This is a genomic window from Albidovulum litorale (genome assembly GCF_025751495.1).
In the GTDB taxonomy this organism is placed as follows: Bacteria; Pseudomonadota; Alphaproteobacteria; order Rhodobacterales; family Rhodobacteraceae; genus Albidovulum; species Albidovulum litorale.
This window is the reverse complement of record NZ_JAOWKZ010000001.1, coordinates 691,523-717,924: the sequence shown is the minus strand read 5'-3', so window position 1 is coordinate 717,924 and position 26,402 is coordinate 691,523. Positions and strand designations below refer to the sequence as shown.

Below are 26,402 nucleotides of genomic sequence, written 5' to 3'. Positions count from 1 at the left end.
TGACCCGGGAATAGGGAAAGGGTTAGCATGCACGGTCTGGTGAACCGGTCGATACAGTGTTTCCTGAGGGACACGTATGGCGCAGAGCTTTGGGCGAAGGTGGCATCAGAGGTGGGAATTTCCCCAGCCGGGTTCGAGGCGCTTCTGAGCTATGACGACGGTCTGACCGACGTGGTCATCGACGCCGCTGCGCGGCGGCTCGGCAAACCGCGCGAGGCCTTGCTGGAGGATGTCGGCATCTATCTTGCCGGGCTGGAACCGCTGCGCCGGTTGTTGCGGTTCGGTGGCGTCGATTATGTCGATTTCCTTCAATCCTTGGACGAATTGCCGGAACGGGTTCGGCTGGCGGTGCCGGAACTCGACATTCCCGATCTGGTCCTGACCCCGGCCGGGGCGGGGCGGTATACGCTGGTCTGCCGGGCCCGGCACAGCGGTTTCGCAGCGGTCTTCGCCGGCATTCTGCGGGCGATGGCGGATGACTACGGATCGCTCGTCCTGATCGAACCAGGGGCGGAGGAAAGCGATTCCGGCAGTGTAGCTATCGAATTGCTGGACGCGCGGTTCGCGGTTGGGCGGCATTTCGACCTCGCGGGGCCGGCGCGGCCATGATGGACGGCAATCCGCATAGCGATACGGCGCTCTTGGCCGATGCCGATCTTGGCCGCCTGATGCCGATGTATCTCTGGGTGGCGCCCAGTGGGCATATAAGATCGGTCGGCGCCACGCTGGCAAAGCTTTGCGACGGGTTCGCCCTGACGGGCACGCGGTTTCTGGAGGTTTTCGAGATCCGTAAACCCGCGCGGGTTCAGTCGATGGAGGAATTGCGTGTGCTTGCCGGTCAGCGCTTGCATCTGGCCCTGCGCGAACCGCCGCGCACCCCGCTGCGGGGGCTAGTTGTGCCTTTGCAGGAGGGGCAGGGCGTGCTCGTCAACTTGTCTTTCGGGATCGCGGTCGCCGATGCGGTCCGCGAACATGCGCTGACCAATGCCGATTTTGCGCCCACCGACCTGACGGTCGAACTGCTTTACCTTACCGAGGTAAAGGCCGCCGTGATGGAGGAACTTGCCGCATTGAACCGCCGTCTTCAGGTCGCGCAGCGTGCGGCAGAGGCGCAGGCATTGACCGATGCGCTGACGGGATTAGCAAACCGGCGCGCGCTGGATCAGGAACTTCAACGCGCGATTGACGGCATCGACCGTGGCAGCGAGGGCTTTGCCCTGATGCAGATCGACCTCGACTATTTCAAGTCGGTCAACGACACGCTCGGCCATGCGGCGGGCGATCTGGTTCTGACCTCGGTGGCAGACGCCCTGCGCACAGCGACGCGACGGCACGATATCATCGCGCGGGTCGGTGGAGACGAGTTCGTGCTGATCCTGCCGGGACCGATCGACGAGGCGATGATCACGCGCATCGCCCGTCGGGTGATCGAGGATATCGAAAAGCCGGTGGCGTTCGAGGACCAGCCTTGCTGGGTATCGGCGAGTATCGGGGTGACATTGTCGCGGCTCTATGACCGGCCGGATGCCGACCGGATGCTGCACGATGCGGATGCGGCGCTTTATTTCTCCAAGCGGAGGGGGCGCGCGCGCTGCACGATCTACACTCCGGGCATCGAGGAGGCGGAAATGGTCCAGCCGGATTGCGGCCCGCCGGAGCCCGACTGGCCATGAGGCTGGCGCTTGGCAGGGTGATCAGCGACGAAGCTCGGCTGCGACCGACTGGGCAAGCTCGGCGATGGCGCGACCCGAAGCCGCGGCGATGGCCGCCGGTCCGGTCCCGTCGATCTGCGTCTGGATGGCAAACCGGCGTACCCGTTCGCGCAACGCACCGTCAGGCGCGGCAATGGCATACTGGCCGGTGAATTCGAATGTGCCATCGGCGCGTGCGAGCATCCGTTCGACGCGGAGTTCGATCCGTGCCTGCGCCGGTTCGGCCAGCGGCCAGGGTTCGGCCGCGACGGTGGCGCTGGTCGCATCATCTAGGCTGCGGGCAAATGCCATGGTCACCCCTCGCACCGGATCGTCGGCCCAGAGCGTATCCTCGATATTGCGGAGCGCGCCGGTCTCATCGGCCTGCGCGATCTCTACTGCCGCAGCATAGGCCGGGAGCGATGCCTCGCGCACCTCGATGGTCGAGACCCGGACCGGGATTTCGGCACCTGCGGCGGGCGGGTCGATCAGGAACCGCGCCTCGTTGCCTGCGCCACAGGCCGAGACGGCCAGAAGAAAGATCACCGGAAAATACCGCATCACATCACCGTCCCATCAGAAGCGAATTCGGGTTGCGTTCGATTGCCCGGGCCAGCTGGCTGACCGAGCGCGCCGCCTGCCGCACCTCGCGCAGGGCAGAGAGCGTTTCGTCGTTGAACTGCGAGCGGTCGCCATAGGCCGCGATCAGGCCCTCGGCCTGTGCTACGAGCCGTTCGAGCCGGGTCGAAAGCTCCGGCAGGCCCGCTGCGGCTTCGGCCACAGCATCGGCAGCTTCGCGCGCCGAGGCCATGGTGGCGTTGGCGTTTTCAACTGCGCCGCCTTCGCGCAGTTCGGCAAGGCTCGCGCGGATCTCGCCGAGGGCGGCATTGAGGGCGGGCGGCAGATCGCGCGCGGCTTCGGTGCCGATCACCTTGTCGGCGCTGTCCAGGACCCGTGTCGCGGCGGCAACGAGTTCTTCGGCCTCCAGCGAATTGGCCTTGGCGGCGACCGCGCGCAGATCCTCGACCAAAGCCGGGAATTCCTGCGATGCGGTGGCGAAGTTCGTTGCCGCCTCGTCCGCGCGCTTCAGCGCGGCGGCGAGATTGTCGAAGGCGCCCGCCTCTTTCAGTTCGGCCACGATGCCGCGCAGATCAGCGACAGCGGCGCGGATGTCGCCGGGCAGGGCGCGTGTCGCCTCGTCATTCACCAAAGCGCGGGTGTCTTCGAGAAGCGCCACGACCGCATCCGGCGCGGCGCGGGTGCCTTCAGACGAGGCCACGGCCTCGATCGAGGCCATGAGGCTGATCGCCTGATCCAAGAGTTCCTCGATTGGCAGCGAGTTGATGCGTTCCAGCATGCCCTCAGCGGTCGCGGTGAAGTCGGGCAGGTTCGACTCGACGCTGGGCAGGATCGGCAGCGGCGTTGCCTCGCGCTGGAAACTTTCGGGCGGCAGGTCGGGCAGTTCCACGAGTTCCACCACAAGGGCGGCGCTGAAGAGGTTGGCGGCGGCAAGGCGTGCCCGCAGGCCACGTTCCACGGCGGCATCGAAAAAGTCGAGTACGTCATCGGGTCCCGCGCCTGCGGCAAGGCCGAGCCGGTCGGGTTCGATGGCCAGATTGGCCAGAAGCCGGATCTGCGGTCCGGTTTCTGTTTCTTGAATATCGGCTGAGATGGCGGAGACTTCGCCGATCTTCAGCCCGCCATACTGGACCGGCGCGCCGGGTTCGAGGCCCGAAACGGATTCGCCGAATTCGGCGGCGATGGAGACAGCATCGGCGGTCGAACGTGCGAGCAGATTGCGTCGCGCCTCTGTTTCATCCGGATAGATGGTGAAGACGTGGCCAACGCTGACCGGCTCACCACCCTCATAGACGGAGTCGAAGTTGACGCCGCCGGCCACGACCGATGCGATTGAGTCGAAGTCGAGCGTCAGGCCCTGACCGCCGAGCGACACGGAAAAGCCCGACGTGTCCCAGAACCGGGTAGCCGAGTTCAGTCGGCGGTCATGCGGGGCCTCGATGAACGCATCGACGACGATGGCGTCGGAACTGATCGTCAGGCGCGGTTTTTCCAGACGCCCCACTTCAACGCCGTGATAATAGACCGGTGCACCTTCGGAGATCAGCCTGCCGTCGGTGGTCATGAGGGTGATGCGCCGCCCCGGCCGACCGGGCTGTTCCAAAGGCGGGCCATCGGACCCGACGAAGGCATATTGCTCTGCCCCCAACTCCTGATCCCAGGCGCCTTCGATATACACGCCCGAAAGCACGGTCGACAGACCGGTGATGCCGCGCGTGGAGACCTTGGGGCTGACGATCCAGAACTGCGCCTCGCTGTCGATATAGGGGGCCACGTCCTTGTCGACCCTTGCATGGACCACGACCTGCGACAGGTCTTCGCTGAAGGTCACCTTTTCGACGGTTCCGATCACCACGTCGCGGTAGCGCAGGGTTGTTTCACCCGGGGTGACACCCGGCGCATTGGGAAAGGAAATGGTGATCGCGACGCCGCGCTGGGAAAAGCTCTGCCACGCGAGGCCAAGTGAAATGACCAGCGCCAGCACCGGCACAAGCCAGACAAAAGAGAGGTTCCGCCAGAACGACGGGCGCGCGGCGGAGATATCGAGGTCGGCGGGTTTCGGATCGGTCACGTGTCGTCAGCCTCATAGGCGTCCCAGAGAAGTCTGGGATCGAAGTTCTGCGCGGAAATCATGGTGAACGCAACCGAAAGCGCGAAACTTGCGGCGGCGATGCCGGGGTGGACGGTGGCGACGAAGTCGAGTTGCACGAGGGCCGCGAGGATCGCCACGACAAAAACGTCGATCATGGACCAGCGGCCGATGAATTCGACCACTTCGTAAAGGTGCTGCCGCCCGTGGCCGCGGATCACCACGGCAGAGCGGGCCGACACTGCCAGATAGGCGATGGCGATGAACTTGCCGATCGGGATCAGCACCGACGCCACGAAGACGATCAGCGCAACGCCCCATGAGCCGTGGTCAAAGAGCTCGATCACGCCGCCGACTATGGTGTTCTGTTGTGTCTTGCCAAAGGTCGAGGTGACGAGCATCGGGTAGAGATTGGCCGGAATGTAGGCGATCATCCCGGCGAAAAGCCAGGCCCAGACCCGTTGCAGGCTGCCCGTGTCCCGGCTGGCGAGCCGGCTGCCGCAGCGTCGGCAGGTCACGGCTTGCCGCGCATGGACGCGCCCGCAGGTCGTGCAGCCCACAAGCCCCGCCCGGCGCGCGGTCAGGACCGACTGCGTTCTTCGAGCGTTTTCCATACTGTCAGCCTGCACATGAACGAGTCCTTGAGGACGGTGACCAGAACCAGGGCCGCGAAGGCCCAGAATGCCGGGCCGGGCGTGACCTTCGCAAGCCCGGTAATTTTCACCAGCGCCACCGCGACGCCGACGATGAAAATCTCGGCCATCGCCCAGGGCCGGGTCGCCTCGGCCCAGCGGAAGGCGCGCGCGGCCTGTGGGGCTGGGTGCCAGCCGAGCGCCATTGGTCCGAGCGCATAGGCGATGGCCACGAGCCGGGCGAAAGGCAGGACGACGATCAGCGCGGCAACGGCGATGGAAAGCGGCAGCATGCCGCTTGCGCTGAACGCGGTGATCGCATCGAAGACCGAGCTTTTTCGGCTGAGGCCGCCGACCTGCAGTTCAAGGAAGGGAAAGAAGATTGCGGCGATCATCAGAACGGCCGCCGTTGCCGCCAGCATAACGATCCGGGTCATCGCGCCCTGACGGGGTGTCATCAGAACGGTGTGGCAGCGATGGCAACGCGCCTTTGCACCCGTCGGTACCTGCGCCATGTTATGAAGCGCGTCGCATGTCGGGCAGGCGATCAGCCTATCCAATCCGGCCGGGGTTTGACCGTCTTCGGACGTGTCTGGGGAAGCCTGTCTCAAGATCCGTAGCCCGTGTCTCGCCGCGTCATTGCAATGGCGATCTTATATGCGCGGGAGTGGAGAGGCGATAGGGGGGCAGGGTCAGGTCGTGTACTTCGCGAGTGCGATGCTGATACCCTCGGCCCAGATCAAGCTCAGCCAGCCTTCAAAGGCATCAGCAAAGCGGGACTCTCGGGACAGATCGCCGTAAAACTGGCTTTGTTCAAGCCATGCCCGGGGACGCGTCCGGGCTGCGTTTGCGGCTGTGACAAGGTCTGCCCGGTTCGGGTCGTTTATGTCAATTTTGCTGCCATCCTCGCGCACGCCTGCGCTCATCCGGGCCCAGGCCGCTTCGACGAGGGCGAGGCCCTCGATTGCTCCACCGGTCGCCAGTTGCTCTTTCAGTATCGGCAGGATGAACCCGGGATGCTTGGAAGACCCGTCAGCGGCCACCCTGCGTGTCGTGTCGACAATCTTGGGGTTCGAGAAGCGCCGCATTATAAGCTCCGCGTAGTCGAGCGGCGCGAATTCCGGCACTGCCTTGACTGTTGGGGCGATTTCCTGCGTGGCGAGCCTTCTGACAAAAGCCGAAATCAGGTTGTGCGACATGCAACCCGCGATCGTGTCGACCCCGAGGACCTGCGCCGCCTCTGCGATTGCGGAATGACAGGCATTCAGAAGGCGCAGTTTCATGGTCTCATAGGCATGAACATTGTCTGAAAAGGTGACGCCCACCTTTTCAAAGGGCGGACGACCGGCGCAGAAGTCATCTTCAATGACCCATTGACGGAAGTTCTCATGCGTGACGGGAACCGCGTCGTCGATCCCGATTTCCCGTGCCAGCGCCAGTTCCTTGGGGCCCGTCGCAGGTACAATGCAGTCCACCATCGAATTGGGGAATGTGCAGTTCTGATCGATCCAGTTGGCCAGATCGGGGTCACTCAGCCGCGCCAGCCCGACCACCGTCTGCCGCAAGACATCGCCGTTGCCTTGCAGGTTGTCGCAGGATTGCCCGGTGAAGGGTCCTACCCCCTGATCGCGGCGCAACCGCAAAGCGGCCACCATGGCCCCGAAAGCCGTGCGCGGGCGCTCGGGATTGGCGGCGTCATGGAGGATGTCGGGATGGCGGGCGTCGAAGGTCTTTTCCGCCGGGTCGAGGTAATAGCCGCCCTCGGTTACTGTCGTCGAAACGATACGGATGCCCTGTTCGGCCATGCGCGCGATCAGGGCGGCGTTGCCCTCTTCTACCGGCACATAGTCAATCATTGAGCCGGTAACCTCGACATTCATACCGGCGGGATCGAGTTCGATCAAAGTGGTCAGGCAGTCCTGCGCCAGCATCTTCCGTCGCTGCTCCCCATCGACCGGGCGCACACCCGCGCCAACGATGGCCCAGTCGTGGGCAAAGCCCAATTGCATCAGCCGGTGCAGATACCACGCCTGATGAGCGCGATGAAAATTGCCAAGACCGATGTGCAGTATCCCGGGCGTCAATCCCGCGCGGTCATAGGTCGGGCGGCGGACGCTTTCCGGCAGGGCGGCGAGCGTCGCGTTGGAGAGTTTCATTGGTCGGGGTCTCTGCATCATGTTGTTCATCAACTCATCCACTGGCCACCATCGACGTTGTAACACTGGGCCACGACGTATTCGGCCTCGTCGCTGGCAAGAAAGATCGCCATGCCGGTGAGGTCCACGGCCCGGCCCATGCGGCCATAGGGGACGGCCTCGCCCACCTCGCGCTTTTTCTGGCCGGGGGCCTTGCCTTCGTATTTCGCAAAGAAGGCGTCGACACCGTCCCAGTGTTCGCCGTCGACCACGCCCGGCGCGATGGCATTCACGTTGATGCCGTGACGGATGAGGTTCAGCCCGGCCGACTGGGTCAGGCTGATGACGGCCGCCTTTGTGGCGCAATAGACGGCAACGAGGCTTTCGCCGCGCCGCCCGGCCTGGCTGGCCATGTTGATGATGCGCCCGCGGATACCGCGGTCGATCATGTGGCGGGCGACGGCCTGCATCATGAAAAGCGTGCCTGCGACATTGATCTCGAACGTGCGGGCGTAATCTGTGCGGCTGATCTCCACAATCGGCGCGGCGGTGAAGATCGCCGCGTTGTTGATCAGGATGTCGATCTGTCCGAGCTGTTGCGCGGTCTCGGCGACTGCGGCGTCGATACTGTCCTGCCGGGTCACGTCCAGTGCGACTGCGATGGCCGCATCGCCGAGGTCCCTCGCGGTTTCCCGGGCCCGCGCGATGTCGATATCGGCGATGGCGACGCGGGCGCCCTCGCCGATATAGGCCTCGGCAAAGGCACGGCCAATGCCGCGCGCTGCACCGGTGATCAGCGCGGTTCTGCCGTCGAGCCTTTTCATGCGATCCGGAGGCCCTTCGCGTCGAATTTGTGAACGACGTCGTCGCGCGGGGTGAGGTGAATCCGGTCGCCGTGGCGGAAGCCGACCTCTCCGTCGGCGCGGACGGTGATCGTCTCGGCCAGACCTGTATCGTGGATGTGGAAGAACGTGTCGGACCCAAGGTGCTCTGAAACGCCGACCCTGCCGGACCATGCCCCTTCACTTTCTGAAACGGCGATATGTTCCGGGCGGATACCGATTGTGTGGGCACCGTGCTTTGCGGCCTCCGCCCCTTCGATGAAATTCATTTTCGGCGACCCGATGAATCCCGCGACGAAGAGGTTGCGCGGTTCCCGGTAGAGTTCCAGCGGCGAGCCGACCTGTTCGATATGACCGGCGCGCAGCACCACGATCTTGTCGGCCATGGTCATGGCTTCAACTTGGTCGTGGGTGACGTAGATCATCGTCGTGGCAAGGCGCTTGTGAAGTTCGGAAATTTCCAGTCGCATGCCGACACGCAAAGCCGCGTCGAGGTTGGAAAGCGGTTCGTCGAAGAGGAAGGCGGCCGGTTCGCGCACGATGGCGCGGCCGATGGCAACGCGCTGGCGCTGGCCGCCTGACAGCTGGCCGGGCCGCCGGTCGAGATAGTCGGTGAGGTTTAGAACCGATGCGGCGCCTTGGACGCGGCGGTCGATCTCATCCTGCGCCATCTTTGCCATCCTGAGCGGGAAGGCGATGTTCTTGCGCACCGACATATGCGGATAGAGCGCGTAGGACTGGAACACCATGGCCAAGCCACGTTTGGCGGGCGGCACCATCGTCGCGTCCTCTCCGTCGATGCGGATCGTGCCGCTTGTCACGTCCTCCAGCCCCGCGATCAGACGCAGGAGCGTTGACTTGCCGCAGCCCGAAGGGCCGACGAAGACCGCGAACTCGCCGTCCTCAATGGTCAGATCAAGGGGTGGAATGACCTCGGTCGCGCCGAAACTTTTCGTCACCTTGTCGAGTGTGATGCGTCCCATTGGCTTCCCCTTATTTCACCGCGCCGAAGGTCAGGCCGCGGACGAGTTGTTTCTGGCTGAACCAGCCAAGGATCAGGATCGGCGCGATTGCCATGGTCGAGGCCGCGCTGAGCTTTGCGTAGAAGAGGCCCTCGGGGCTGGAATAGCTGGCGATGAAGGCCGTGAGCGGACCGGCCTTGGCAGCCGTCAAGTTCAGTGTCCAGAAGGCTTCGTTCCAGGCTAGGATGACGTTCAGAAGGATCGTCGAGGCGATGCCCGGAATCGCCATCGGCGTCAGGACATAGAGGATTTCCTCTTTCAGGCTCGCTCCATCCATCCGCGCGGCTTCAAGGATCTCACCGGGGATTTCCTTGAAATAGGTGTAGAGCATCCAGACGATGATCGGCAGGTTGATGAGCATTAGCACGATTACAAGGCCGATGCGGGTGTCGAGAAGCCCGAGTTTGATGAACATCAGGTAGATCGGGTAAAGCACGCCGACAGCGGGCAGCATCTTGGTGGAGAGCATCCACATCAGGATGTCCTTGGTCCGCTTTGAGGGCACGAAGGCCATCGACCAGGCGGCGGGCACGGCGATGATGATGCCGAGAAGCGTGGACCCCCCGGCGATGATCACCGAGTTCCACAGATAGCGCATGTAGTCCGACCGGTCCTGCACGATGGAGTAGTTCTCCAACGTCCAGTCGAAGAACAGGAACTTTGGCGGATAGGTGATGGCGTCGCCCTCTGTCTTGAAGCTCGTGAGGATCGTCCAGAGGATCGGGAAGAAGATGATCAGGCCGACACCCCAGGCGAGGGCGGTGTTGATCGTTTTGCGGCGGCTGGTGACGGCACGGGCCATGATTTACCTCACGCGTCCAGGTTCTTGCCGACAATGCGCATCAGGAAGAAGGCAACGATGTTGGCAAGGATGATTGCGTAGACACCACCGGCGGAACCGAGGCCCACGTTCTGGCTTTCCAGCACACGCTGGAAGATCAGGTAGGTGAGCGTCTTGGTGCCGAATGCGCCGGCGGTAGTGACGAAGATCTCGGCAAAGATCGACAGGAGGAAGATCGTCTCAATCAGGAGGACCACGGTGATGGCGCGGCTCAGATGCGGGATGGTGATGAACCAGAACCGCTTCAGGGGCGGCGCGCCGTCCATTTCGGCCGCCTCCAGCTGTTCACTGTCAAGCGACTGGATCGCAGTCAGAAGGATCAGGGTGGCGAAGGGCAGCCACTGCCAGCTGACGATGAGGATGATGCTGAAGAAGGGTTTGTCGATCATCCATTCGACCGGCGTCGCGCCGAAGAACTTGAAGACATGGGCAAAGAGGCCGTTGACCGAGTCAAGGAACATGTTCTTCCAGACCAGGCCCGATACGGTCGGCATAACGAAGAAGGGCGCGATGACGAGGATGCGGACGATGCCCTGACCCCACATCGGCTGGTCCAGCAAAATGGCGAGAAGCACGCCGAATACGACCGTGATCAGCAATGCGCCGACGACGATGGTCAGGGTCGCCACGACCGCCGGCCAGAAGGCGGACGACGTGAGGAATCGGATATAGTTGTCGATGCCCGCAAAGCCCAGATCGCCGCCGCGCAGCGGCAGATAGGTCCTGACCGAGAACCACAGGGTCATGATCAGGGGCACGAGCATCCAGCCAAGAAGAAGGATGACGGCGGGGGCCATCATGACCCGGGCGGCGGAACGTGAAGCTTTCGTGGCCATCGGGCAAACCTCCCTTGATTGTGCAGGAAGCACAGTGCTAGCGGTGACTTTGGCCTGGCAAGGATTTATAGGGTGCCAGAGGGCGGTTCACCGCCCTCTGGTTCAGACGGGCCGCGCTTAGTAGCCAGCAGCTTCCATCGCGTCAGTGGTGATCGCCTGGGCTTTCTCCAGGGCTTCCTCGACGGTCTGCTGACCGGCATAGGCGGCCGAGAATTCCTGGCTCACATCCGTCGCGATACCTGCGAATTCGGGGATCGCAACGAACTGGATGCCGACATAGGGCACCGGCTTGACGGTCGGGTTCGTCGGATCAGCCGCATTGATCGAGTCGAGCGTCATCTTGGCGAACGGGATGTCCTTGTAGTTCGGGTTTTCGTAAAGCGAGATGCGCGCACCGGGCGGAACATTGGCCCAGCCCTCCTTCGATGCCACCAATTCGATATAGCTCTTGGAGGTGGCCCACTCGATGAATTGCTTGGCGGCGTCGGTTTTCTGCGAGCCGGCCGGGATTGCCAGTGCCCAGGCCCAGAGCCAGTTCGCCCGCTTTTCGACGCCCTCGTGGTTCGGCGCGAGCGCAAAGCCAACCTTGTCGGCCACCGTCGAATCGTTGGGGTTGGTGACAAACGAGGCGGCGACGGTGGCGTCGATCCACATGCCGCACTTGCCCTGCTGGAACAGCGACAGGTTTTCGTTGAAGCCGTTGGTCGCATAGCCGGCAGGGCCGGACTCGTTCATCATGCCTACGAAGAAGTTGAGCGCTTCGGCCCATTCCGGCTGATCAAACTGCGCGTTCCAGTCCTCATCGAACCAGCGTGCACCGAAGGAGTTGCCAGTCACTGTAATGAAGGCACCGCCTTCACCCCAGCCGGCCTTGCCGCGAAGGCAGATTCCGTTGATATCGTTGGCACGGTCGGTCATCGCTGCGGCAGCTTCACGGATGAACTCCCAGGTCGGTGCTTCAGGCATCTCGAGCCCGGCCTTCTCCATCAGGTCGGTGCGGTACATGATCATCGAGCTTTCGCCGTAGAACGGTGCCGCGTAGAGTGTACCGTCGTAGCTCAGACCACTGCGCATGGCCGGCAGGAGGTCGTCAACGTCATAGTCAGCGGACAAGTCGTCCAGCGGGACGAGCCAGCCGTTCTTGCCCCAGATCGGGGTTTCGTACATGCCGATCGTCATGATGTCGAACTGACCGCCCTTGGTCGTGATATCTGTCGTGACACGCTGGCGCAGGACGTTTTCCTCTAGCGTGACCCACTCGACCGTATGGCCGGTCTTGGCGGTGAAATCCTCGGACAGACCCTGCATGCGGATCATGTCGCCGTTGTTCACCGTTGCGATTGTGATCGTCTCGGCAAATGCGCCGCCGGCGGTCAGCAGCGATAGCGCCGTTGCCGCACGAAGTGCGTTCCTCAGGTACATCCGACTCCTCCCTGTACTTGGATGTGACCCGTTAACGATAACGACAATCCTGCCGCTCCGTCAAATTAAAAATTTACGCGCGTAAAGATAAATAGAAGCGAGCGGAAACCAATTGCTTACGCGGAGCTGCGCATCATGAGCTTGCCGTCGAACAGCGTGGTTTCACGACTTTGCGCCCGCTCGCCCGATTCGATAAAGGACAGAAGGGTTTCGACGCTTTTTTCGGCGATCAGCACATAGTCATGCGAAATGGTGGTAAGCGGCGGACAGGTAAAGCGCGAGTAGGGGTGGTTATCGTGACCGGCGACCCGCAATGCGCAGTCTTCGCCGCGACCTACGCGCTGTCCCGTCTCATAGGCGGCGGTCAGGAAGCCGATGGCAAGGCGATCGTTGCTGCACAGTACGGTGTTTGTGGTCAGCAGGCGTTGCGAGATTACGCGCTTGCCCTCGACATAGCCGATCTCCTCGAAGTTCCAGCCCTCTCCGTCAACCTGGATAAGCTGGGTGGGATAACCGAGCTTTTCCATGACCTCGCAATAGGCATTACGGCGACGATAGGCGTTCGGGTTGGGCGGGGTGCGCATCTCGAAGAAGACCGGTGGTTCCCCGGTCCGGCATAGGTATTCGCAGATCTGCTCGGTAGCCTGCACATTGTTGTGACCTATAAAAGCTTCTCCTAAATCACTGATATTGCAGTCGAATAGAACTGTTGGCACATCGTCACAGAACGCTTTGACCGCAGCCGGATCCGAAGCGCGCCCGAGAGGCGCCAGCAGCACGCCTGCCGGTTTGATGGATCGCAGCAAATCGAGGTTGTCCATCTCCTGCTTGGGATCGCCATGTGAACTGAGCAGGATCGTACGGAAGCCCGAGGCGATGATCAGGTTTTCGATATTTCTGGCGATCTCGGCAAAGAACGGATCGGCGAGGTAGGGCACCACGATGCCGATGTTCTTGGTCAGCCGCCGGTTCTGGTTGATCGCGTAGATGTTCGGGCGATAGTCATACTGTTCCAGCGCCGCCTCGATGCGCTGACGGGTGGATTCCCGCACGCTTTGCGGATCGTTGAAGTATTTCGAAACCGTCGGCCGCGAGATCCCGCTGGCGGTCGCGAATTCTTCCATATTCCGGATTTTCGGATCGTTCATTCTGTCGTGCCCCGCAAGAGTCTGCGATCGGTGTCTGGTGTCGATATCCGACGACCGGATGGTCTTTCATGAATGACACAGAATGTTTTCGCGCGCAAATTTCTGGTCGTAGCCCACAGGAATTTCCGATGGACGGATTCAAAGCCCGAGTCTGCGGGCGCGTCGAATGACCATGCTGATGGCGACGACTGCGCAAGCCGACGAGGTGAACATCAGGAGCGTGAGCGGCAACGCTCCACCTCCGTACCCGAGCGCCCATCCCGCAAGTGCCGAAAGACCTGCGCCGCCGCCGATCATGATTGCGCCGCCAAGGCCGGATGCCGTCCCCGCCAGTTCAGGTCGCACCGAGAGCATCCCGGCATTGGCGTTGGGCAGTGCCATTCCGTTGCCAAGACCGACGGCCACGATCAAACCGAAGAACACGTTCGGCCCGGCCAGCCCTGCGATATCCAGAAGCGCCAGAAGTCCCATGCAGAATGCTGTGATAGCCGTACCTGTCAGGATCATCCGGTTCAGGCCGATTGCGACCGAATACCGCCCGGAAACAAAATTTCCGAATGCGTATCCAACTGCAGGCGCGGCAAAGTAGATGCCCAGAATCCCGGATGACATATGGAAGATTTCGGAGCCCACATAGGGAGCGCCGCCGAGATAGGCGAAGAACGCGCCGGAGGAAAAGGCGGCGGCAAGGCAATATCCCCAGAACCGCGGCGAGGTCAGCAGTTCGGGATAGTGCCGGACCTGATCGGCGAAGCGTGCGTTGCGACCCGCGGCGGTTTCGCCGAGGTCCGCCCAGATCAGCCACAGGACCATTCCTCCCAGAACGACAAGAAGCGCGAAATTCGCCTGCCAGCCAAAAGCCTCGTCCAGTGCGCCGCCGATGGCCGGGCCGATCATCGGCACGACGGACATGCCCATCGTCACATAGCCGATCATCGAGGCGGCCTGTTCACCGGGCACCATGTCGCGGATGATGGCGCGGCTGAGGACCATGCCCGCTGCGATCACCGCTTGCAGCATACGGAAGACAAGGAAGGTCCCGGCTGTCGGCGCAATCAGCGTGCCGAGGGTGGCGATCATGAACAGGACCACCGACCACAGAAGAACCGGGCGGCGCCCGAACCGGTCAGAAATCGGCCCGATGATGATCTGAAGAAGCGCGCTGAAGCCCAGGTAAAGCGAAACCGAAAGCTGCATCACCCGGTATTCCGTACCAAACCACTCGGTCATTCGGGGCAGGGAGGGCAGGAAGATGTTCATCGCCAGCGTCGAAAGTCCTGTGACCATGACCAGCGTCACGATATGGGGCGGTGTGGACCGGCTGAGGAAACGGACTTCCGGGGGCTGATGCTGCGGGTTCATTCCCATCGCCTATGGGGGAAGCCCCGCCTTGTCCAGCAGCCATCACGCACACTGGTCTGTGCGCTCCCTATCCCCATTTGTGGAAAATGAAGAACGCCCCGAGCGCGATCAGGGCAAAACCCACCGTGTGGTTCCAGCCCAGGCTTTCCCGCAGATAGGTCACCGAGAAGACGGCGAAGACGACGAGGGTGATGACCTCCTGGATGGTCTTCAGCTCTGCTGCGCTGAAGTAACCGTGGCCGATCCTGTTCGCGGGCACCTGCAGCAGGTATTCGAAAAACGCGATGCCCCAACTTGCGAGGATCACGACGAGCAGCGGGGCGGTTTTGAACTTCAGATGGCCGTACCACGCGAAGGTCATGAAGACATTCGATGCGATGAGGAGGCCGATCGTGATGACGGGAACTGGAAGCCAGGTCATGGGAATGCTCACGCGGGGAGATCTTGATTCTGATACCCCGACAAACGAGGGCCGGGAAGTGGGCTGTGCGCTCTGAGGATCGTGAGCTCAAGCAGCGTTCGCGCCGACCTGGATAGTGAATATCCACACGCGAATTCGCAAATATTCAATTTGCACATAGGTGTCGGCATTAATGTTGCAAATTTTCGCAAATCCGCTTTGCCCTCGGCGGCGCAGGCGCTAGGTTGCCGCAAGCGCGACATGGGGGAGATCATGAAAGACATTCTGGAACAGCTCGAAGCGCGTCGTAATACGGCCCGACTCGGTGGCGGACAGCGCCGGATAGATGCCCAGCATGCGCGGGGCAAGTTGACTGCACGCGAACGGATTGAGCTGTTGCTCGACGAAGGCTCGTTCGAGGAATTCGACATGTTTGTCGCCCATCGCTGTACCGATTTCGGGATGCAGGAGGACCGGCCCTCGGGCGACGGTGTCGTCACCGGCTGGGGCACGATCAATGGCCGCATGGTCTATGTCTTTTCCCAGGATTTCACCGTCTTCGGCGGCTCGCTGTCGGAAACGCATGCGCAAAAGATCTGCAAGATCATGGACATGGCGATGCAGAACGGCGCGCCGGTGATCGGGCTGAACGATTCGGGCGGCGCGCGTATCCAGGAGGGTGTCGCCTCGCTTGCCGGCTATGCCGAGGTCTTCCAGCGCAACATCATGGCCTCGGGCGTGGTGCCGCAGATCAGCGTCATCATGGGCCCCTGCGCGGGCGGCGCGGTCTATTCCCCCGCCATGACCGATTTCATCTTCATGGTGAAGGACACGTCCTACATGTTCGTGACCGGCCCGGACGTGGTGAAGACCGTCACGAATGAGATCGTGACCGCCGAGGAGCTTGGCGGCGCGTCGACACATACGAAGAAATCCTCTGTCGCCGATGGGGCGTTCGAGAACGACGTTGAGGCTTTGATCGAGGTGCGGCGGCTTGTGGACTTCCTGCCGCTCAATAACCGAGACAAGGCGCCGACGCGGCCCTTCTTCGACGACGTCGCGCGGGTTGAGGAAAGTCTCGACACGCTGATCCCCGACAACCCCAACCAGCCCTACGACATGAAGGAACTGATCCAGAAGGTCGCGGACGAGGGGGATTTCTACGAAATTCAAAAGGATTACGCGGGCAATATCATCACCGGCTTCATCCGGCTGGAAGGCCAGACCGTGGGGGTGGTGGCGAACCAGCCGTTGGTTCTGGCGGGCTGTCTGGATATCGACTCAAGCCGCAAGGCCGCGCGGTTCGTCCGTTTCTGCGATGCGTTCGAAATTCCAATCCTGACTCTTGTCGACGTGCCGGGCTTCCTGCCGGGTACTTCCCAGGAATATGGCGGCGTGATCAAGCACGGGGCGAAACTGCTGTTTGCCTATGGCGAGGCAACGGTGCCGAAGGTGACGGTCATCACCCGCAAGGCCTATGGCGGCGCCTATGACGTTATGGCCTCGAAACACCTGCGCGGCGATTTCAACTATGCCTGGCCGACCGCCGAGATTGCGGTGATGGGGGCCAAGGGCGCGACGGAGATCCTCTATCGCTCGGAACTCGGCGACAAGGAGAAGATCGCGGCGCGGACCAAGGACTACGAGGACCGCTTCGCGAACCCCTTCGTGGCCGCCGAAAAGGGCTTCATCGACGAGGTGATCATGCCTCATTCGACGCGCAAAAGGGTGGCGCGGGCCTTTGCCTCTCTGAGGACGAAGAAGCTTTCCAACCCATGGAAAAAGCACGACAATATTCCGCTTTGAGCCGATGAGGGGGACGCTGCGTTGGATCGCTGTTGGACTTGCGGGCATGGCCGCCATGGCCGTGTGGGTGCTGATGCGCCCGGCACCGGAGGCGCCAGGCGCCGCTGGCGCGCTGCCGGTCCCGTCGGGGCAGGTGGTGACGTATCTCGACACGATTCAGGCGGCGCCCGGTCCGGAAGGGCTGACCATCCGGTTCCGCTTCATCGCCCCGGCCATAGCGCGGGACGGCGGAACGGTAACGGCCGAGGCCGCGCAGGAGGATATGGAGTGGCTTTGCCAGAACTACGCCCTGTCACGTTTGCCGACCACCGGTCCGGTGCCGGAGCAGGTGGTGATTTCGCTGTCGGACAGACCTGTGGAATTCGGCGCGCCGGCCCCGGAAGCAACACAATTTTTCGAAGCCTTCAGCGTCGAGGACGCCACATGCTATTGGGAGGCTTTCTGATGGAACCACAACAGTTTGTGTCCGTAGGCGGATACCTGCCTAAAAGTGATGCAGACCTGCCACATTTCGTGAACTTGACTGTAGCGCAATGGGCCAGGAATGTGGCATGCACTATGATTATCGCAGGTGGTCGCAATGCCGCCGAACTTGAAAAACTGTGGCGGCTCAACACGGAAGACCGTTCGCCCGCCCATCTGAGCAGGAGTTACAGATGTCCTATAAAGTGCTTCTCGCATGCGCCCTCGTCGCTTTCGCGGCTGCTTGCGCCCAGCAGGAAGAAGTCGTGGTTGAAGAGCCGGTTACCGTTGAGCCGGAATTCACCGGCAAGTACGGCAGCTAATGCCTTCGGGCCGATCCGCTTTGGCGGATCGGCCCCTCAAGCCTCGCACCATCTCCCGGGGGGTGCGGCATGCTGAAGCATCGCGGCTTTCCCGGCCGCCTTCCCGGCACCGATTTCCAGTTCACAATCCGGCGCGCGAACCCCAAGGGTGTCACGCGACTCATCGCACGCGAACGGTTTCGTGACCGTGGCGCGGCGGATCGCCGTGCCGATCTCGGATTCATGACTGCCCTCTGGGAGCATTTCGGCGAAGAACCGTTCGAGCGTGGCAATCTCGATGCCGGCCGTCTGAGCTGGCTCTTTGGTCGCGAAGTGATTCCGGCAGATGAGGATTTTGATCCAGAGAGTTACGAGGCGTTGCTCAGAATCGATCTCGCCAAGGCAAAAGCGGCTTTTCCCGAAGCTTTTGGTGAGGGCGAATAGGCATGTTTTTGCGCAACCATTGGGCGTTTGGGCGCAATCCCGCCGAAAGTTTCCCATACGGAAACTTTGGGTTTGCCATGGACGTTTTGTGCGCACATGCTGAGTGTGGGGCGTCACCCTACAGCAAGCATAACGCCCCGATTTGTCAAAACCGTTACCCTTCCCCTTCTCTACGGCCTGGCCCTTCAGGGGTCAGGCCACTTTTCTGGTGGGTGGCTCGCTGTAAGACCGGCGCTTCGGGCAATCGGCAAAGCCCTGCCGAGGCCGGAAAATCACGTCGAATTCACTTTTCCGTCCCCGCGTTTTCGCTAGACTCCGCGCATATAACAAATCTTGCTGGAGGAAGAGCAGAATGCGGATTTCCAAGATCATTCTCGGCCTCGTCGCTGCGGCGGCGCTGGCCGGGTGCATGCAGACCGATGGCGAACGGGCGCTGGCCGGTGCCGCTGCCGGTGCGCTTGTCGCCGATGCGACCGACAACAACGTCCTCACCGGCGCGGCCATCGGCGCGGCCGGTGGCGCTGTCTGTGACGACGTCGGTCTCTGCCAGCGCAGCTACTGACGTTATTGCCTATCAAGGCGGTTTGATAGAGCCTGACCGGGCGCTTGTCGCGAACCTGAACTGCGGAGAAGTAACTACATGTCGATCAGAACCATTCTTGCGGCGGCAATCGCCACTTTCGCCCTGTCCGCTTGCCTTGACACGGACACGGAGCGCGGCCTTGCCGGCGCTGCCGGTGGTGCAGTTGTCGCCGATGCGCTTGGCGGCAACGCCCTTACCGGCGCGGTTGTCGGCGGTGCGGCCGGCGTTTTCTGCGACGACGTCGGCGTCTGCCAGTAATCACCTGATCCGGGCTGCAGCGGCAGCCCGCCATACACTCAATCGGACCACCGTGGCCCCGTGCCGCGGTGGTCATTTCATTTGCACGACCGGGACCAACCCGGCGCGGCCTGAAGGGGGACAGTAATGTTCAAGAAGATCCTGATCGCGAACCGGGGCGAGATCGCCTGCCGCGTCATCAAATCGGCCCGCAAGATGGGCATTCAGACGGTGGCCGTCTATTCCGACGCAGACCGCAATGCGTTGCATGTGAAGATGGCTGACGAGGCCGTTCATATCGGCCCGCCGCCCGCCAATCAGTCCTATATCGTGATCGACAAGATCATGGACGCGATCCGCCAGACCGGCGCTGAGGCGGTGCATCCGGGTTATGGCTTCCTGTCGGAGAACATGAAATTCGCCGAGGCGCTGGAGAAGGAAGGCGTCGTTTTCGTCGGCCCGCCGAGCCCTGCCATCGAAGCGATGGGCGACAAGATAACCTCGAAGAAGATCGCGCAGGAGGCGGGCGTCTCCACCGTTCCGGGCTATATGGGGCTGATCGAAGACGCCGAAGAGGCAGTTAAGATTTCGAAGGAAATCGGCTATCCGGTGATGATCAAGGCCAGCGCCGGGGGTGGCGGCAAGGGGATGCGCATCGCCTGGAATGACAACGAGGCGCGCGACGGCTTCCAGTCCTCGAAGAACGAGGCTGCCAGTTCTTTCGGCGATGACCGGATCTTCATCGAGAAGTTCGTCACCCAGCCGCGTCACATTGAAATTCAGGTTCTGGCCGACAAGCATGGCAACTGTGTCTATCTACATGAGCGCGAATGTTCGATCCAGCGGCGGAACCAGAAGGTCATCGAAGAGGCGCCATCGCCTTTCCTTGACGAGGCCACCCGCAAGGCGATGGGCGAACAGGCCTGTGCATTGGCCAAGGCCGTGGGTTACACCAGCGCCGGGACGGTGGAGTTCATCGTCGATGGTGAGCGGAACTTCTATTTCCTTGAGATGAACACCCGTTTGCAGGTGGAGCATCCGGTCACCGAACTGATCACCGGCGTCGACCTCGTCGAACAGATGATCCGGGTGGCGGGCGGTGAAAAGCTGCCCTTCGCGCAAGACGACCTGAAGATCAACGGCTGGGCCATCGAAAGCCGCCTTTACGCCGAGGACCCGTACCGCAACTTCCTGCCCTCCATCGGCCGTCTGACCCGCTACCGCCCGCCGGTCGAAGCGGCGACTGCGACAGGCGTCGTACGCAACGATACCGGCGTCTATGAGGGCGGCGAGATCAGCATGTATTACGACCCGATGATCGCGAAACTGTGCACTTGGGCCGCCTCTCGGTCCGAAGCGATCGAAGGGATGCGCGTCGCGCTCGACACGTTCGAGGTGGAGGGGATCGGGCATAACCTGCCGTTCTGCTCGGCGGTGATGGACCATCCGAAATTCGTCGCGGGCGACATGACCACCGCCTTCATTGCCGAGGAGTTCTCGGACGGCTTCAACGGTGTAGCACTTTCCGAAGGCCAGTTGCGCCGGGTAGCGGCCTGTGCCGCCGCGATGAACCGCGTGGCCGAGATCCGGCGTACCCGCATCACGGGGCGGCTTGGCAACCACGAACGTCATGTCGGCGACGACTGGGTCGTGGTCGTTCAGGGCGAGGAGATTGCGGTGAAGGTCGCCGCCGACCGCGATGGTGCAACAGTGCATTTCTCGGACGGCGTGGCCCACCGCGTCACCTCGGACTGGACGCCGGGCCAGTCGCTCGCGCGGCTGGAAGTGGATGGCGAACCGGTCGTCCTTAAGGTCGACAAGATCCCGGCTGGTCAGCGTATCCGGACCCGCGGGGCTGACCTCAAGGTCTATGTCCGCACGCCCCGGCAGGCAGAGCTTGCGCGCCTCATGCCCGAAAAACTGCCGCCCGATACTTCCAAGTTCCTGCTGTGCCCGATGCCCGGCCTGATCGTGAAGATCAGCGTCGAGGAAGGGCAGGAGGTGCAGGAAGGTCAGGCGCTGGCCACCGTCGAGGCGATGAAAATGGAAAACATCCTGCGTGCCGAGAAGAAGGGCGTCGTGAAAAAGATCAACGCGGCGGCGGGCGCGAGCCTGAAGGTCGATGACGTGATCATGGAGTTTGAATGACTTCGACACGACGTCAGATGAGGTCCGGATCCGCGGCCTTGGCAGGAGCGCTGACCGCGCTCCTTGCGCTGGCCGTGATCTGCGCGGCTGCGATGACGCGTGGCGCCGGTGGCTTTGAATACCCTCTGGACGACGTCTACATCCATCTTGCGATGGCCGAGCAGATCCGGGTCGGAAACTATGGCGTAAATCCCGGCGAGGCCGCTTCGGCGTCCTCGTCGCCGCTTTATCCGTTGTTATTGACCCCCTTTTCGGGGAGCGGACTGCAACGGTGGCTGCCTTTGGCGTGGAATGTTCTGGCGGTTGCTGCGGCCGGTGCGTTATTCGGTGTTGCGCTAGCGCGGGCGAGCCTTGAGCGGCTGGCAATTCCTTTCGCGGTCGCCGCGCCTGTCGCGCTGAATATGTATGGCGTCGCCTATACGGGCATGGAAAATCTCGCGCACGGAACTGCCAGCTTGATGATCGTTCTGGGGCTATGGGCGTTTATCGAGACTCGCAAGGTGGGATGGCTGCTGGCATCAGGGGTCCTTCTTGCCCCTGCGTTGCGCCTGGAAGGGCTTGCATTGGCCCTTGCCGCGTCGGGGCTTGTCGCCGCGCTTGGCAACCGGTGGGGTGCACTGGTCCTTGCAGCGTTGGCTTTGGGGCCCGCGCTTGGATTTGCCGCCTTTCTGGCTGCTCAGGGCCTCGGGCCGCTGCCGAACTCTATCGTGGCGAAGCTGGCATCCCATCCGGGCACTGTCGAAGCCCCGGTGATTGCACGGGTCGCGGGGCGGTTAGCCGGAAATCTTCAGATCTTGGGCGGGCAATTCGTTGGCGGGTTGACGCTGTCGCTCGCAATTCTCTCGATCGCGGTCCGTCGCCGCGCCCCAGAGGTAGGACTGTTCGGCCTGGCCATTGCGACGGCTGGTCTTGCCCATCTCATGTTCGGATCGATCGGGTGGATGGACCGCTACGAGAATTACGTTGTTCTTTCTCTGGCAGCGGCGATGGCCTTGGTGCTCGGCCTCTTTTCCAAGGCTTTCAAGAACGGTGTTCTTGCCGTGGTGATGCTGTCGGGTCTTGGTGTTTACCTTCCTGAAGTCGTCAAGTCCTGGGTTTGGAACGTCGCCGCTATGCAGCTTCAACACAAGCAGATGGCGCGCTTTGCAAAGGATTTCGTCAAGGCTCCGGTCGCTGTGATGGATATAGGTCACGTCAGCTGGCGGAATCCCGACTATGTGCTGGATCTGTGGGGTCTGGCTTCGCCCGAAGCCCTGAAGGCGCGGCTTGACAACGCGACCGACGGTTGGGTCGGTCGTCTTGCCAGGGAACGGGATGTCCGGGTGGTGATGATATACGAGCAAAAGCTTACGGGCGCGATGGATCCGGCCTGGGTCCGGCTGGGGCGGCTGCGACTGGAGTCGGTCCCGCGCGCTCTCATCGGCGGCTTCGAGGTCACTTTCTTCGCGACGAGCAGCGCCGATGTGCCAGCCCTCGTCTCTGAACTAAAGGCATGGGAGCAGGAGTTGCCCGAGGGTGCCAGGTTCGTCCACGAAGGTTTCGATCGATGACCGGGTTCTGTTGCGATCATACGCATTGCTCCACCGACACCCGTCGACGTAGTTGGAAATTGCATATCGCTGGTCCGATCTCGGGTACTGGCTTGGGCAGCGGCTCGCGCAACTTGCGGAGCGCTTCGGGTGGGATGAATTGGTCCGTGTCGACCAGTGTTGCATCGGGCGCAAGAGCGGGTTTGGCGGTTTCCCTCGCCAGCGTGGCATGTGGGAGCCTGAAGGTCGATCAAGTTATCATGGAAAACGAATAGGCGGGGCACGGCAAAGGTTGGACTACATCCTGCATATCGGCGCACACCGGACCGGGACAACGGCCATGCAGCAGTCGTTCGTCCGCCATCAGGCGCGGCTTCGTCAGGCAGGCATTGCCTTCTGGGGGCCCGATGTCATGCGCTCGGCCGGGCTGAAGGATTTCGTCTCAAACCATGTTGCGGGGCAGGCGCCTTATATCGGTCTGGCCAATGCGCGTGCCGCGCTGGCCCTGCATGTCCGGACAGCCCATGGCTGCGAGAAGGTCGTGATCAGCGATGAGAACCTCGCTGGCGCCATGCGGGTCAACTATGCCGAAGCCGAGCTTTATCCCGATGCTCTGGTGCGTCTGTCCGCCGTCGCGGAGCTTCTGCCTGCGCGACCCTCGGCAATCTACATTACGACCCGCGACTTCGCCGGGTACTGGCGGTCGGTTCATGCCCATCTTGCCCTGCACGGCGTGGTGCGGAGCAGCATCGACAGCACGCGGCTGGCGGCGTCGGAGGGCAACAGCTGGCTGCCGTTCCTACGGGCGGTGCGGTCGGTCTTTGCCGAGACACCAATCAACGTGATGCGGTACGACAGTGGGATCGTCGGGCGTCTGGGCGCAGCTATGCTCGGCCATGACCTCACGGCGGATATGAAGGCCGGGACGGCGGGAAATGCCTCGCTCGGGCCGGAAGCGTTGGCCGATGTCGCAGCTATCCCGCCGGGACCCGCGCGTATGGCGAGGATCGCCGAGCACAGAAAGTCGGCGATACCGCTCGACAACCCATTTTCGGCGGCTGAGACCGCGCGGCTTGATGCTGCCTATGAGGCCGATTGGGCCGCGTTGCGGAATGGTGAGATCGCGGGTGTCACGGCGGAACGCGAATTCGCAGCGGAGGGGGCGGAATGATCAGCGCCTATCCACCCGAACCACGCCTCTGGTCGAGGATTTCCTGCCTCCGCAGTGGAAACTTGTCTATCGCCCGCACGATCTCGCGCACGCTCCAGGGAAGAGGTTTGCGCAGCTTTACGTCGCCGTCCTTGTCCAGCAACACCATCGAAAAGCCGCGCGGGCGCAGCTTGCGGCGTGCTTCGGACGGGGTGGCGGGATCGGTGTCGGTCAGGATGACGACATCTCGCTTGAACAATTCGCCGGGGTCCTCGGCGAGATATCTCAACTGCGTCTGGAAGGCGGGGTCGTTCGGGCTGTCGGCAAAGACGACGATCGGCCGTTTGAGCCAGAGCAGGTCGGCCAGCGTCACTTCGGCCGCCGGAACCGGCTCCAGAACGGCGGCAGCAGGTCCTTCCGCCAGCGCGGCCGGAGCGAGACAAAGGGTCAGGATCAGGGCGATGGCGGATTTCATATAGTCTCCTTTGTCTCAGATATAGGCGAAATGCGCGGATCGCCAAAGGGTTATGCCGGAACTTTCGTGGGGCCGGGACAGGAATGGAAAGGATGCAAGCAATGACGGACGGGATTGGGGCCTGGCGCAAGCTGGCTGAGAAGGAGCTGAGGGGCGAAAGTCCCGACAGCCTGACCTGGGACACGCTGGAAGGCATCGCGGTCAAGCCGCTCTATACCGGGGCGGATACCGACGGGCTGGGCCATATGGGCACGCTGCCCGGGATTGCGCCCTTCACGAGGGGGCCGAGGGCCACGATGTATGCAGGTCGCCCCTGGACGATCCGGCAATATGCGGGCTTTTCGACCGCCGAGGAATCAAACGCCTTCTACCGCCGCAACCTTGCTGCCGGGCAGCAGGGCGTGTCCGTTGCCTTCGACCTTGCAACCCATCGCGGCTATGACAGCGATCATCCCCGCGTGGTGGGCGATGTCGGCAAAGCGGGTGTCGCCATCGACTCGGTCGAGGACATGAAGATCCTCTTCGACGGCATTCCCCTGGAAAAGATCAGCGTTTCCATGACGATGAACGGCGCGGTGATCCCGATCCTCGCCAGTTTCATCGTCGCGGGCGAGGAGCAGGGCGTCGACCGCACGGCCCTTTCGGGGACGATCCAGAACGACATCCTGAAGGAATTCATGGTGCGGAACACCTATGTGTACCCGCCCGAACCTTCGATGCGGATCGTCGCCGACATCATCGAATACACCGCGTCCGAGATGCCGAAATTCAACTCCATCTCCATTTCCGGCTATCACATGCAGGAGGCGGGCGCGAACCTTGTGCAGGAACTCGCCTATACCTTGGCCGACGGGCGTGAATATGTCCGCGCCGCCATCGCGCGAGGCATGGATGTGGATGCCTTTGCCGGACGGCTCAGCTTCTTCTTCGCCATCGGCATGAACTTCTTCATGGAGGCCGCGAAGCTCCGCGCCGCACGGATGCTGTGGCACCGGATCATGTCGGAGTTCAACCCGAAGAAACCGGGCTCGTCCATGCTGCGTACCCATTGCCAGACCTCGGGCGTCAGCTTGCAGGAACAGGACCCCTACAACAACGTCATCCGTACGGCTTATGAGGCGATGAGCGCGGTTCTGGGTGGCACCCAGTCGCTGCACACCAATGCGCTCGATGAGGCCATCGCGCTGCCGACCGACTTCTCGGCGCGGATCGCTCGGAACACCCAACTGATCCTGCAGGAAGAAACGGGGGTAACGAAGGTCATCGACCCCTTGGCAGGATCTTACTACGTCGAAAGCCTGACGGCTGAACTGGCCGAGAAGGCTTGGGCGTTGATCGAGGAAGTCGAGGCGATGGGCGGTATGACCAAGGCCGTCGCCTCCGGCATGCCGAAGTTGCGGATCGAGGAATCGGCTGCCCGCAGGCAGGCAATGATCGACCGGGGCGAGGAGGTCGTGGTCGGCGTCAACAAGTATCGCAAGGACAATGAGGACCCGATCGATATTCTCGATGTCGACAACATGAAGGTGCGTGACGCGCAGATTGCGCGGTTGGAAAAGATCCGTGCCACCCGCAATCAGGCGGCCTGCGAAGCGGCTTTGGCCGAGCTGGAGCGGCGCGCGGGCGAGGGCGGCAATCTGCTGGAAGCGGCCGTGGAGGCCGCGCGGGCACGGGCTTCGGTAGGAGAGATCAGCATGGCGATGGAAAAGGTGTTCGGCCGTCACCGGGCCGAGGTGAAGACGCTCGCCGGTGTCTACGGCGCGGCCTATGAGGGCGACGAGGGCTTTGCCGCGATCCAGAAGGATGTCGAGGCCTTCGCAGAGGAGGAAGGCCGCCGTCCCCGCATGCTGGTCGTCAAGATGGGGCAGGATGGCCACGACCGGGGCGCCAAGGTCATCGCCACGGCCTTCGCCGATATCGGCTTCGACGTCGATGTGGGGCCCCTGTTCCAGACGCCGGAAGAGGCCGCGCAGGATGCGGTCGACAACGATGTGCATGTGATTGGGATTTCCAGTCAGGCGGCGGGTCACAAGACGCTGGCACCGAAGCTGATCGAGGCGCTGGAGGCCGCGGGCGCGGGCGACATCATCGTGATCTGCGGCGGGGTCATCCCGCAGCAGGATTACGACTTCCTAAAGAAGGCCGGCGTCAAGGCGATCTTCGGGCCGGGCACGAATATCCCGGCGGCGGCAAAGGACATCCTCGGCCTGATCCGCGCGGCGCGGGCGGCGTAACGCCGCTGAGTTACAAGAGACCGCGAAGCGCCT

The 26,402-nt window shown here is 62.3% G+C and carries 26 protein-coding genes; 12 read left to right on the top strand and 14 right to left on the bottom strand.

All coding sequences use genetic code 11. The features are described from left to right. Positions 1 to 27 precede the first annotated feature (27 nt). Both OEZ71_RS03675 and OEZ71_RS03670 read left to right on the top strand, forming a co-directional pair. Positions 28 to 609 (top strand): heme NO-binding domain-containing protein, encoded by a 582-nt coding sequence (locus OEZ71_RS03675; protein ID WP_263738560.1) that lies wholly within the window; start codon positions 28 to 30, stop codon positions 607 to 609. Continuing rightward, positions 609 to 1,673 (top strand): GGDEF domain-containing protein, encoded by a 1,065-nt coding sequence (locus tag OEZ71_RS03670; RefSeq protein WP_263738559.1) that lies wholly within the window; start codon positions 609 to 611, stop codon positions 1,671 to 1,673. The genes OEZ71_RS03675 and OEZ71_RS03670 overlap by 1 nt, the downstream gene beginning before the upstream one ends. Before the next feature lie 21 nt (positions 1,674 to 1,694). Here OEZ71_RS03670 and OEZ71_RS03665 read toward each other — a convergent pair whose 3' ends face one another. From OEZ71_RS03665 to OEZ71_RS03605, 13 genes are all read right to left on the bottom strand, one after another. Then, complete coding sequence (locus OEZ71_RS03665) at positions 1,695 to 2,252, bottom strand: PqiC family protein (RefSeq protein ID WP_263738558.1); 558 nt, start codon at positions 2,250 to 2,252, stop codon at positions 1,695 to 1,697. Positions 2,253 to 2,256: 4 nt separating this feature from the next. Further along, positions 2,257 to 4,341, bottom strand: a complete 2,085-nt coding sequence (locus OEZ71_RS03660) for an MlaD family protein (protein WP_263738557.1) — start codon at positions 4,339 to 4,341, stop codon at positions 2,257 to 2,259. Continuing rightward, positions 4,338 to 4,973 (bottom strand): paraquat-inducible protein A, encoded by a 636-nt coding sequence (locus OEZ71_RS03655; protein WP_263738556.1) that lies wholly within the window; start codon positions 4,971 to 4,973, stop codon positions 4,338 to 4,340. The genes OEZ71_RS03660 and OEZ71_RS03655 overlap by 4 nt, the downstream gene beginning before the upstream one ends. Next, the gene (locus OEZ71_RS03650; RefSeq protein ID WP_263738555.1) at positions 4,940 to 5,506 is read right to left on the bottom strand and encodes a paraquat-inducible protein A; all 567 of its coding nucleotides are present in this window, start codon (positions 5,504 to 5,506) and stop codon (positions 4,940 to 4,942) included. The genes OEZ71_RS03655 and OEZ71_RS03650 overlap by 34 nt, the downstream gene beginning before the upstream one ends. A gap of 177 nt (positions 5,507 to 5,683) precedes the next feature. Further along, on the bottom strand, positions 5,684 to 7,147 hold the full coding sequence (locus tag OEZ71_RS03645) for a mannitol dehydrogenase family protein (RefSeq protein ID WP_263738554.1): 1,464 nt from the start codon (positions 7,145 to 7,147) through the stop codon (positions 5,684 to 5,686). Positions 7,148 to 7,176: 29 nt separating this feature from the next. Then, a complete protein-coding gene (locus tag OEZ71_RS03640; RefSeq protein ID WP_263738553.1) occupies positions 7,177 to 7,950 on the bottom strand; it encodes an L-iditol 2-dehydrogenase in 774 nt (257 codons plus the stop codon). Then, positions 7,947 to 8,951, bottom strand: a complete 1,005-nt coding sequence (locus OEZ71_RS03635; RefSeq protein WP_263738552.1) for an ABC transporter ATP-binding protein — start codon at positions 8,949 to 8,951, stop codon at positions 7,947 to 7,949. Before OEZ71_RS03635 ends, OEZ71_RS03640 begins: the two co-directional genes overlap by 4 nt. Before the next feature lie 10 nt (positions 8,952 to 8,961). Beyond that, positions 8,962 to 9,792 carry a carbohydrate ABC transporter permease gene (locus OEZ71_RS03630; protein ID WP_263738551.1) on the bottom strand — a complete coding sequence of 277 codons (831 nt, stop codon included), beginning with the start codon at positions 9,790 to 9,792 and terminating at the stop codon, positions 8,962 to 8,964. An 8-nt stretch (positions 9,793 to 9,800) separates the two neighbouring features. After that, on the bottom strand, positions 9,801 to 10,667 hold the full coding sequence (locus tag OEZ71_RS03625) for a carbohydrate ABC transporter permease (protein ID WP_263738550.1): 867 nt from the start codon (positions 10,665 to 10,667) through the stop codon (positions 9,801 to 9,803). 117 nt (positions 10,668 to 10,784) lie between these two features. Continuing rightward, positions 10,785 to 12,089, bottom strand: a complete 1,305-nt coding sequence (locus OEZ71_RS03620) for an ABC transporter substrate-binding protein (protein WP_263738549.1) — start codon at positions 12,087 to 12,089, stop codon at positions 10,785 to 10,787. A 116-nt stretch (positions 12,090 to 12,205) separates the two neighbouring features. Then, a complete protein-coding gene (locus tag OEZ71_RS03615) occupies positions 12,206 to 13,237 on the bottom strand; it encodes a LacI family DNA-binding transcriptional regulator (RefSeq protein WP_263738548.1) in 1,032 nt (343 codons plus the stop codon). Positions 13,238 to 13,375: 138 nt separating this feature from the next. After that, positions 13,376 to 14,599: a multidrug effflux MFS transporter gene (locus tag OEZ71_RS03610; RefSeq protein WP_263738547.1), complete on the bottom strand. Its 1,224-nt coding sequence runs from the start codon at positions 14,597 to 14,599 to the stop codon at positions 13,376 to 13,378. Between the two features lie 67 nt (positions 14,600 to 14,666). Next, entirely contained in the window at positions 14,667 to 15,020 is a 354-nt protein-coding gene (locus tag OEZ71_RS03605) for a DMT family protein (protein WP_263738546.1), read from the bottom strand. A gap of 252 nt (positions 15,021 to 15,272) precedes the next feature. Between OEZ71_RS03605 and OEZ71_RS03600 the strand changes: the two genes are divergently transcribed. The 9 genes from OEZ71_RS03600 (at position 15,273) to OEZ71_RS03560 (ending at position 23,681) form a co-directional block, all read left to right on the top strand. Then, on the top strand, positions 15,273 to 16,805 hold the full coding sequence (locus tag OEZ71_RS03600; RefSeq protein ID WP_263738545.1) for an acyl-CoA carboxylase subunit beta: 1,533 nt from the start codon (positions 15,273 to 15,275) through the stop codon (positions 16,803 to 16,805). Between the two features lie 4 nt (positions 16,806 to 16,809). Then, positions 16,810 to 17,250 (top strand): DUF6497 family protein, encoded by a 441-nt coding sequence (locus OEZ71_RS03595; RefSeq protein WP_263738544.1) that lies wholly within the window; start codon positions 16,810 to 16,812, stop codon positions 17,248 to 17,250. Positions 17,251 to 17,461: 211 nt separating this feature from the next. Next, positions 17,462 to 17,590: a hypothetical protein gene (locus OEZ71_RS03590; protein WP_263738543.1), complete on the top strand. Its 129-nt coding sequence runs from the start codon at positions 17,462 to 17,464 to the stop codon at positions 17,588 to 17,590. 69 nt (positions 17,591 to 17,659) lie between these two features. Then, the gene (locus OEZ71_RS03585; RefSeq protein WP_263738542.1) at positions 17,660 to 18,013 is read left to right on the top strand and encodes a hypothetical protein; all 354 of its coding nucleotides are present in this window, start codon (positions 17,660 to 17,662) and stop codon (positions 18,011 to 18,013) included. A 352-nt stretch (positions 18,014 to 18,365) separates the two neighbouring features. Then, on the top strand, positions 18,366 to 18,575 hold the full coding sequence (locus tag OEZ71_RS03580) for a hypothetical protein (RefSeq protein ID WP_263738541.1): 210 nt from the start codon (positions 18,366 to 18,368) through the stop codon (positions 18,573 to 18,575). Positions 18,576 to 18,653: 78 nt separating this feature from the next. Beyond that, positions 18,654 to 18,854 carry a hypothetical protein gene (locus tag OEZ71_RS03575; protein WP_263738540.1) on the top strand — a complete coding sequence of 67 codons (201 nt, stop codon included), beginning with the start codon at positions 18,654 to 18,656 and terminating at the stop codon, positions 18,852 to 18,854. Positions 18,855 to 18,980: 126 nt separating this feature from the next. Then, positions 18,981 to 20,981, top strand: a complete 2,001-nt coding sequence (locus OEZ71_RS03570; protein WP_263738539.1) for an acetyl-CoA carboxylase biotin carboxylase subunit — start codon at positions 18,981 to 18,983, stop codon at positions 20,979 to 20,981. Between the two features lie 17 nt (positions 20,982 to 20,998). Beyond that, entirely contained in the window at positions 20,999 to 22,531 is a 1,533-nt protein-coding gene (locus OEZ71_RS03565) for a hypothetical protein (RefSeq protein WP_263738538.1), read from the top strand. A 271-nt stretch (positions 22,532 to 22,802) separates the two neighbouring features. Then, positions 22,803 to 23,681 carry a hypothetical protein gene (locus OEZ71_RS03560; protein WP_263738537.1) on the top strand — a complete coding sequence of 293 codons (879 nt, stop codon included), beginning with the start codon at positions 22,803 to 22,805 and terminating at the stop codon, positions 23,679 to 23,681. Positions 23,682 to 23,688: 7 nt separating this feature from the next. On the opposite strand, the gene OEZ71_RS03555 is transcribed toward OEZ71_RS03560, so the two are convergent. After that, on the bottom strand, positions 23,689 to 24,135 hold the full coding sequence (locus tag OEZ71_RS03555) for a DUF4174 domain-containing protein (protein WP_263738536.1): 447 nt from the start codon (positions 24,133 to 24,135) through the stop codon (positions 23,689 to 23,691). A gap of 101 nt (positions 24,136 to 24,236) precedes the next feature. Here OEZ71_RS03555 and scpA point away from each other — a divergent pair, with 101 nt between their 5' ends. After that, a complete protein-coding gene (gene scpA, locus OEZ71_RS03550; protein ID WP_263738535.1) occupies positions 24,237 to 26,369 on the top strand; it encodes a methylmalonyl-CoA mutase in 2,133 nt (710 codons plus the stop codon). Positions 26,370 to 26,402: the final 33 nt, after the last annotated feature.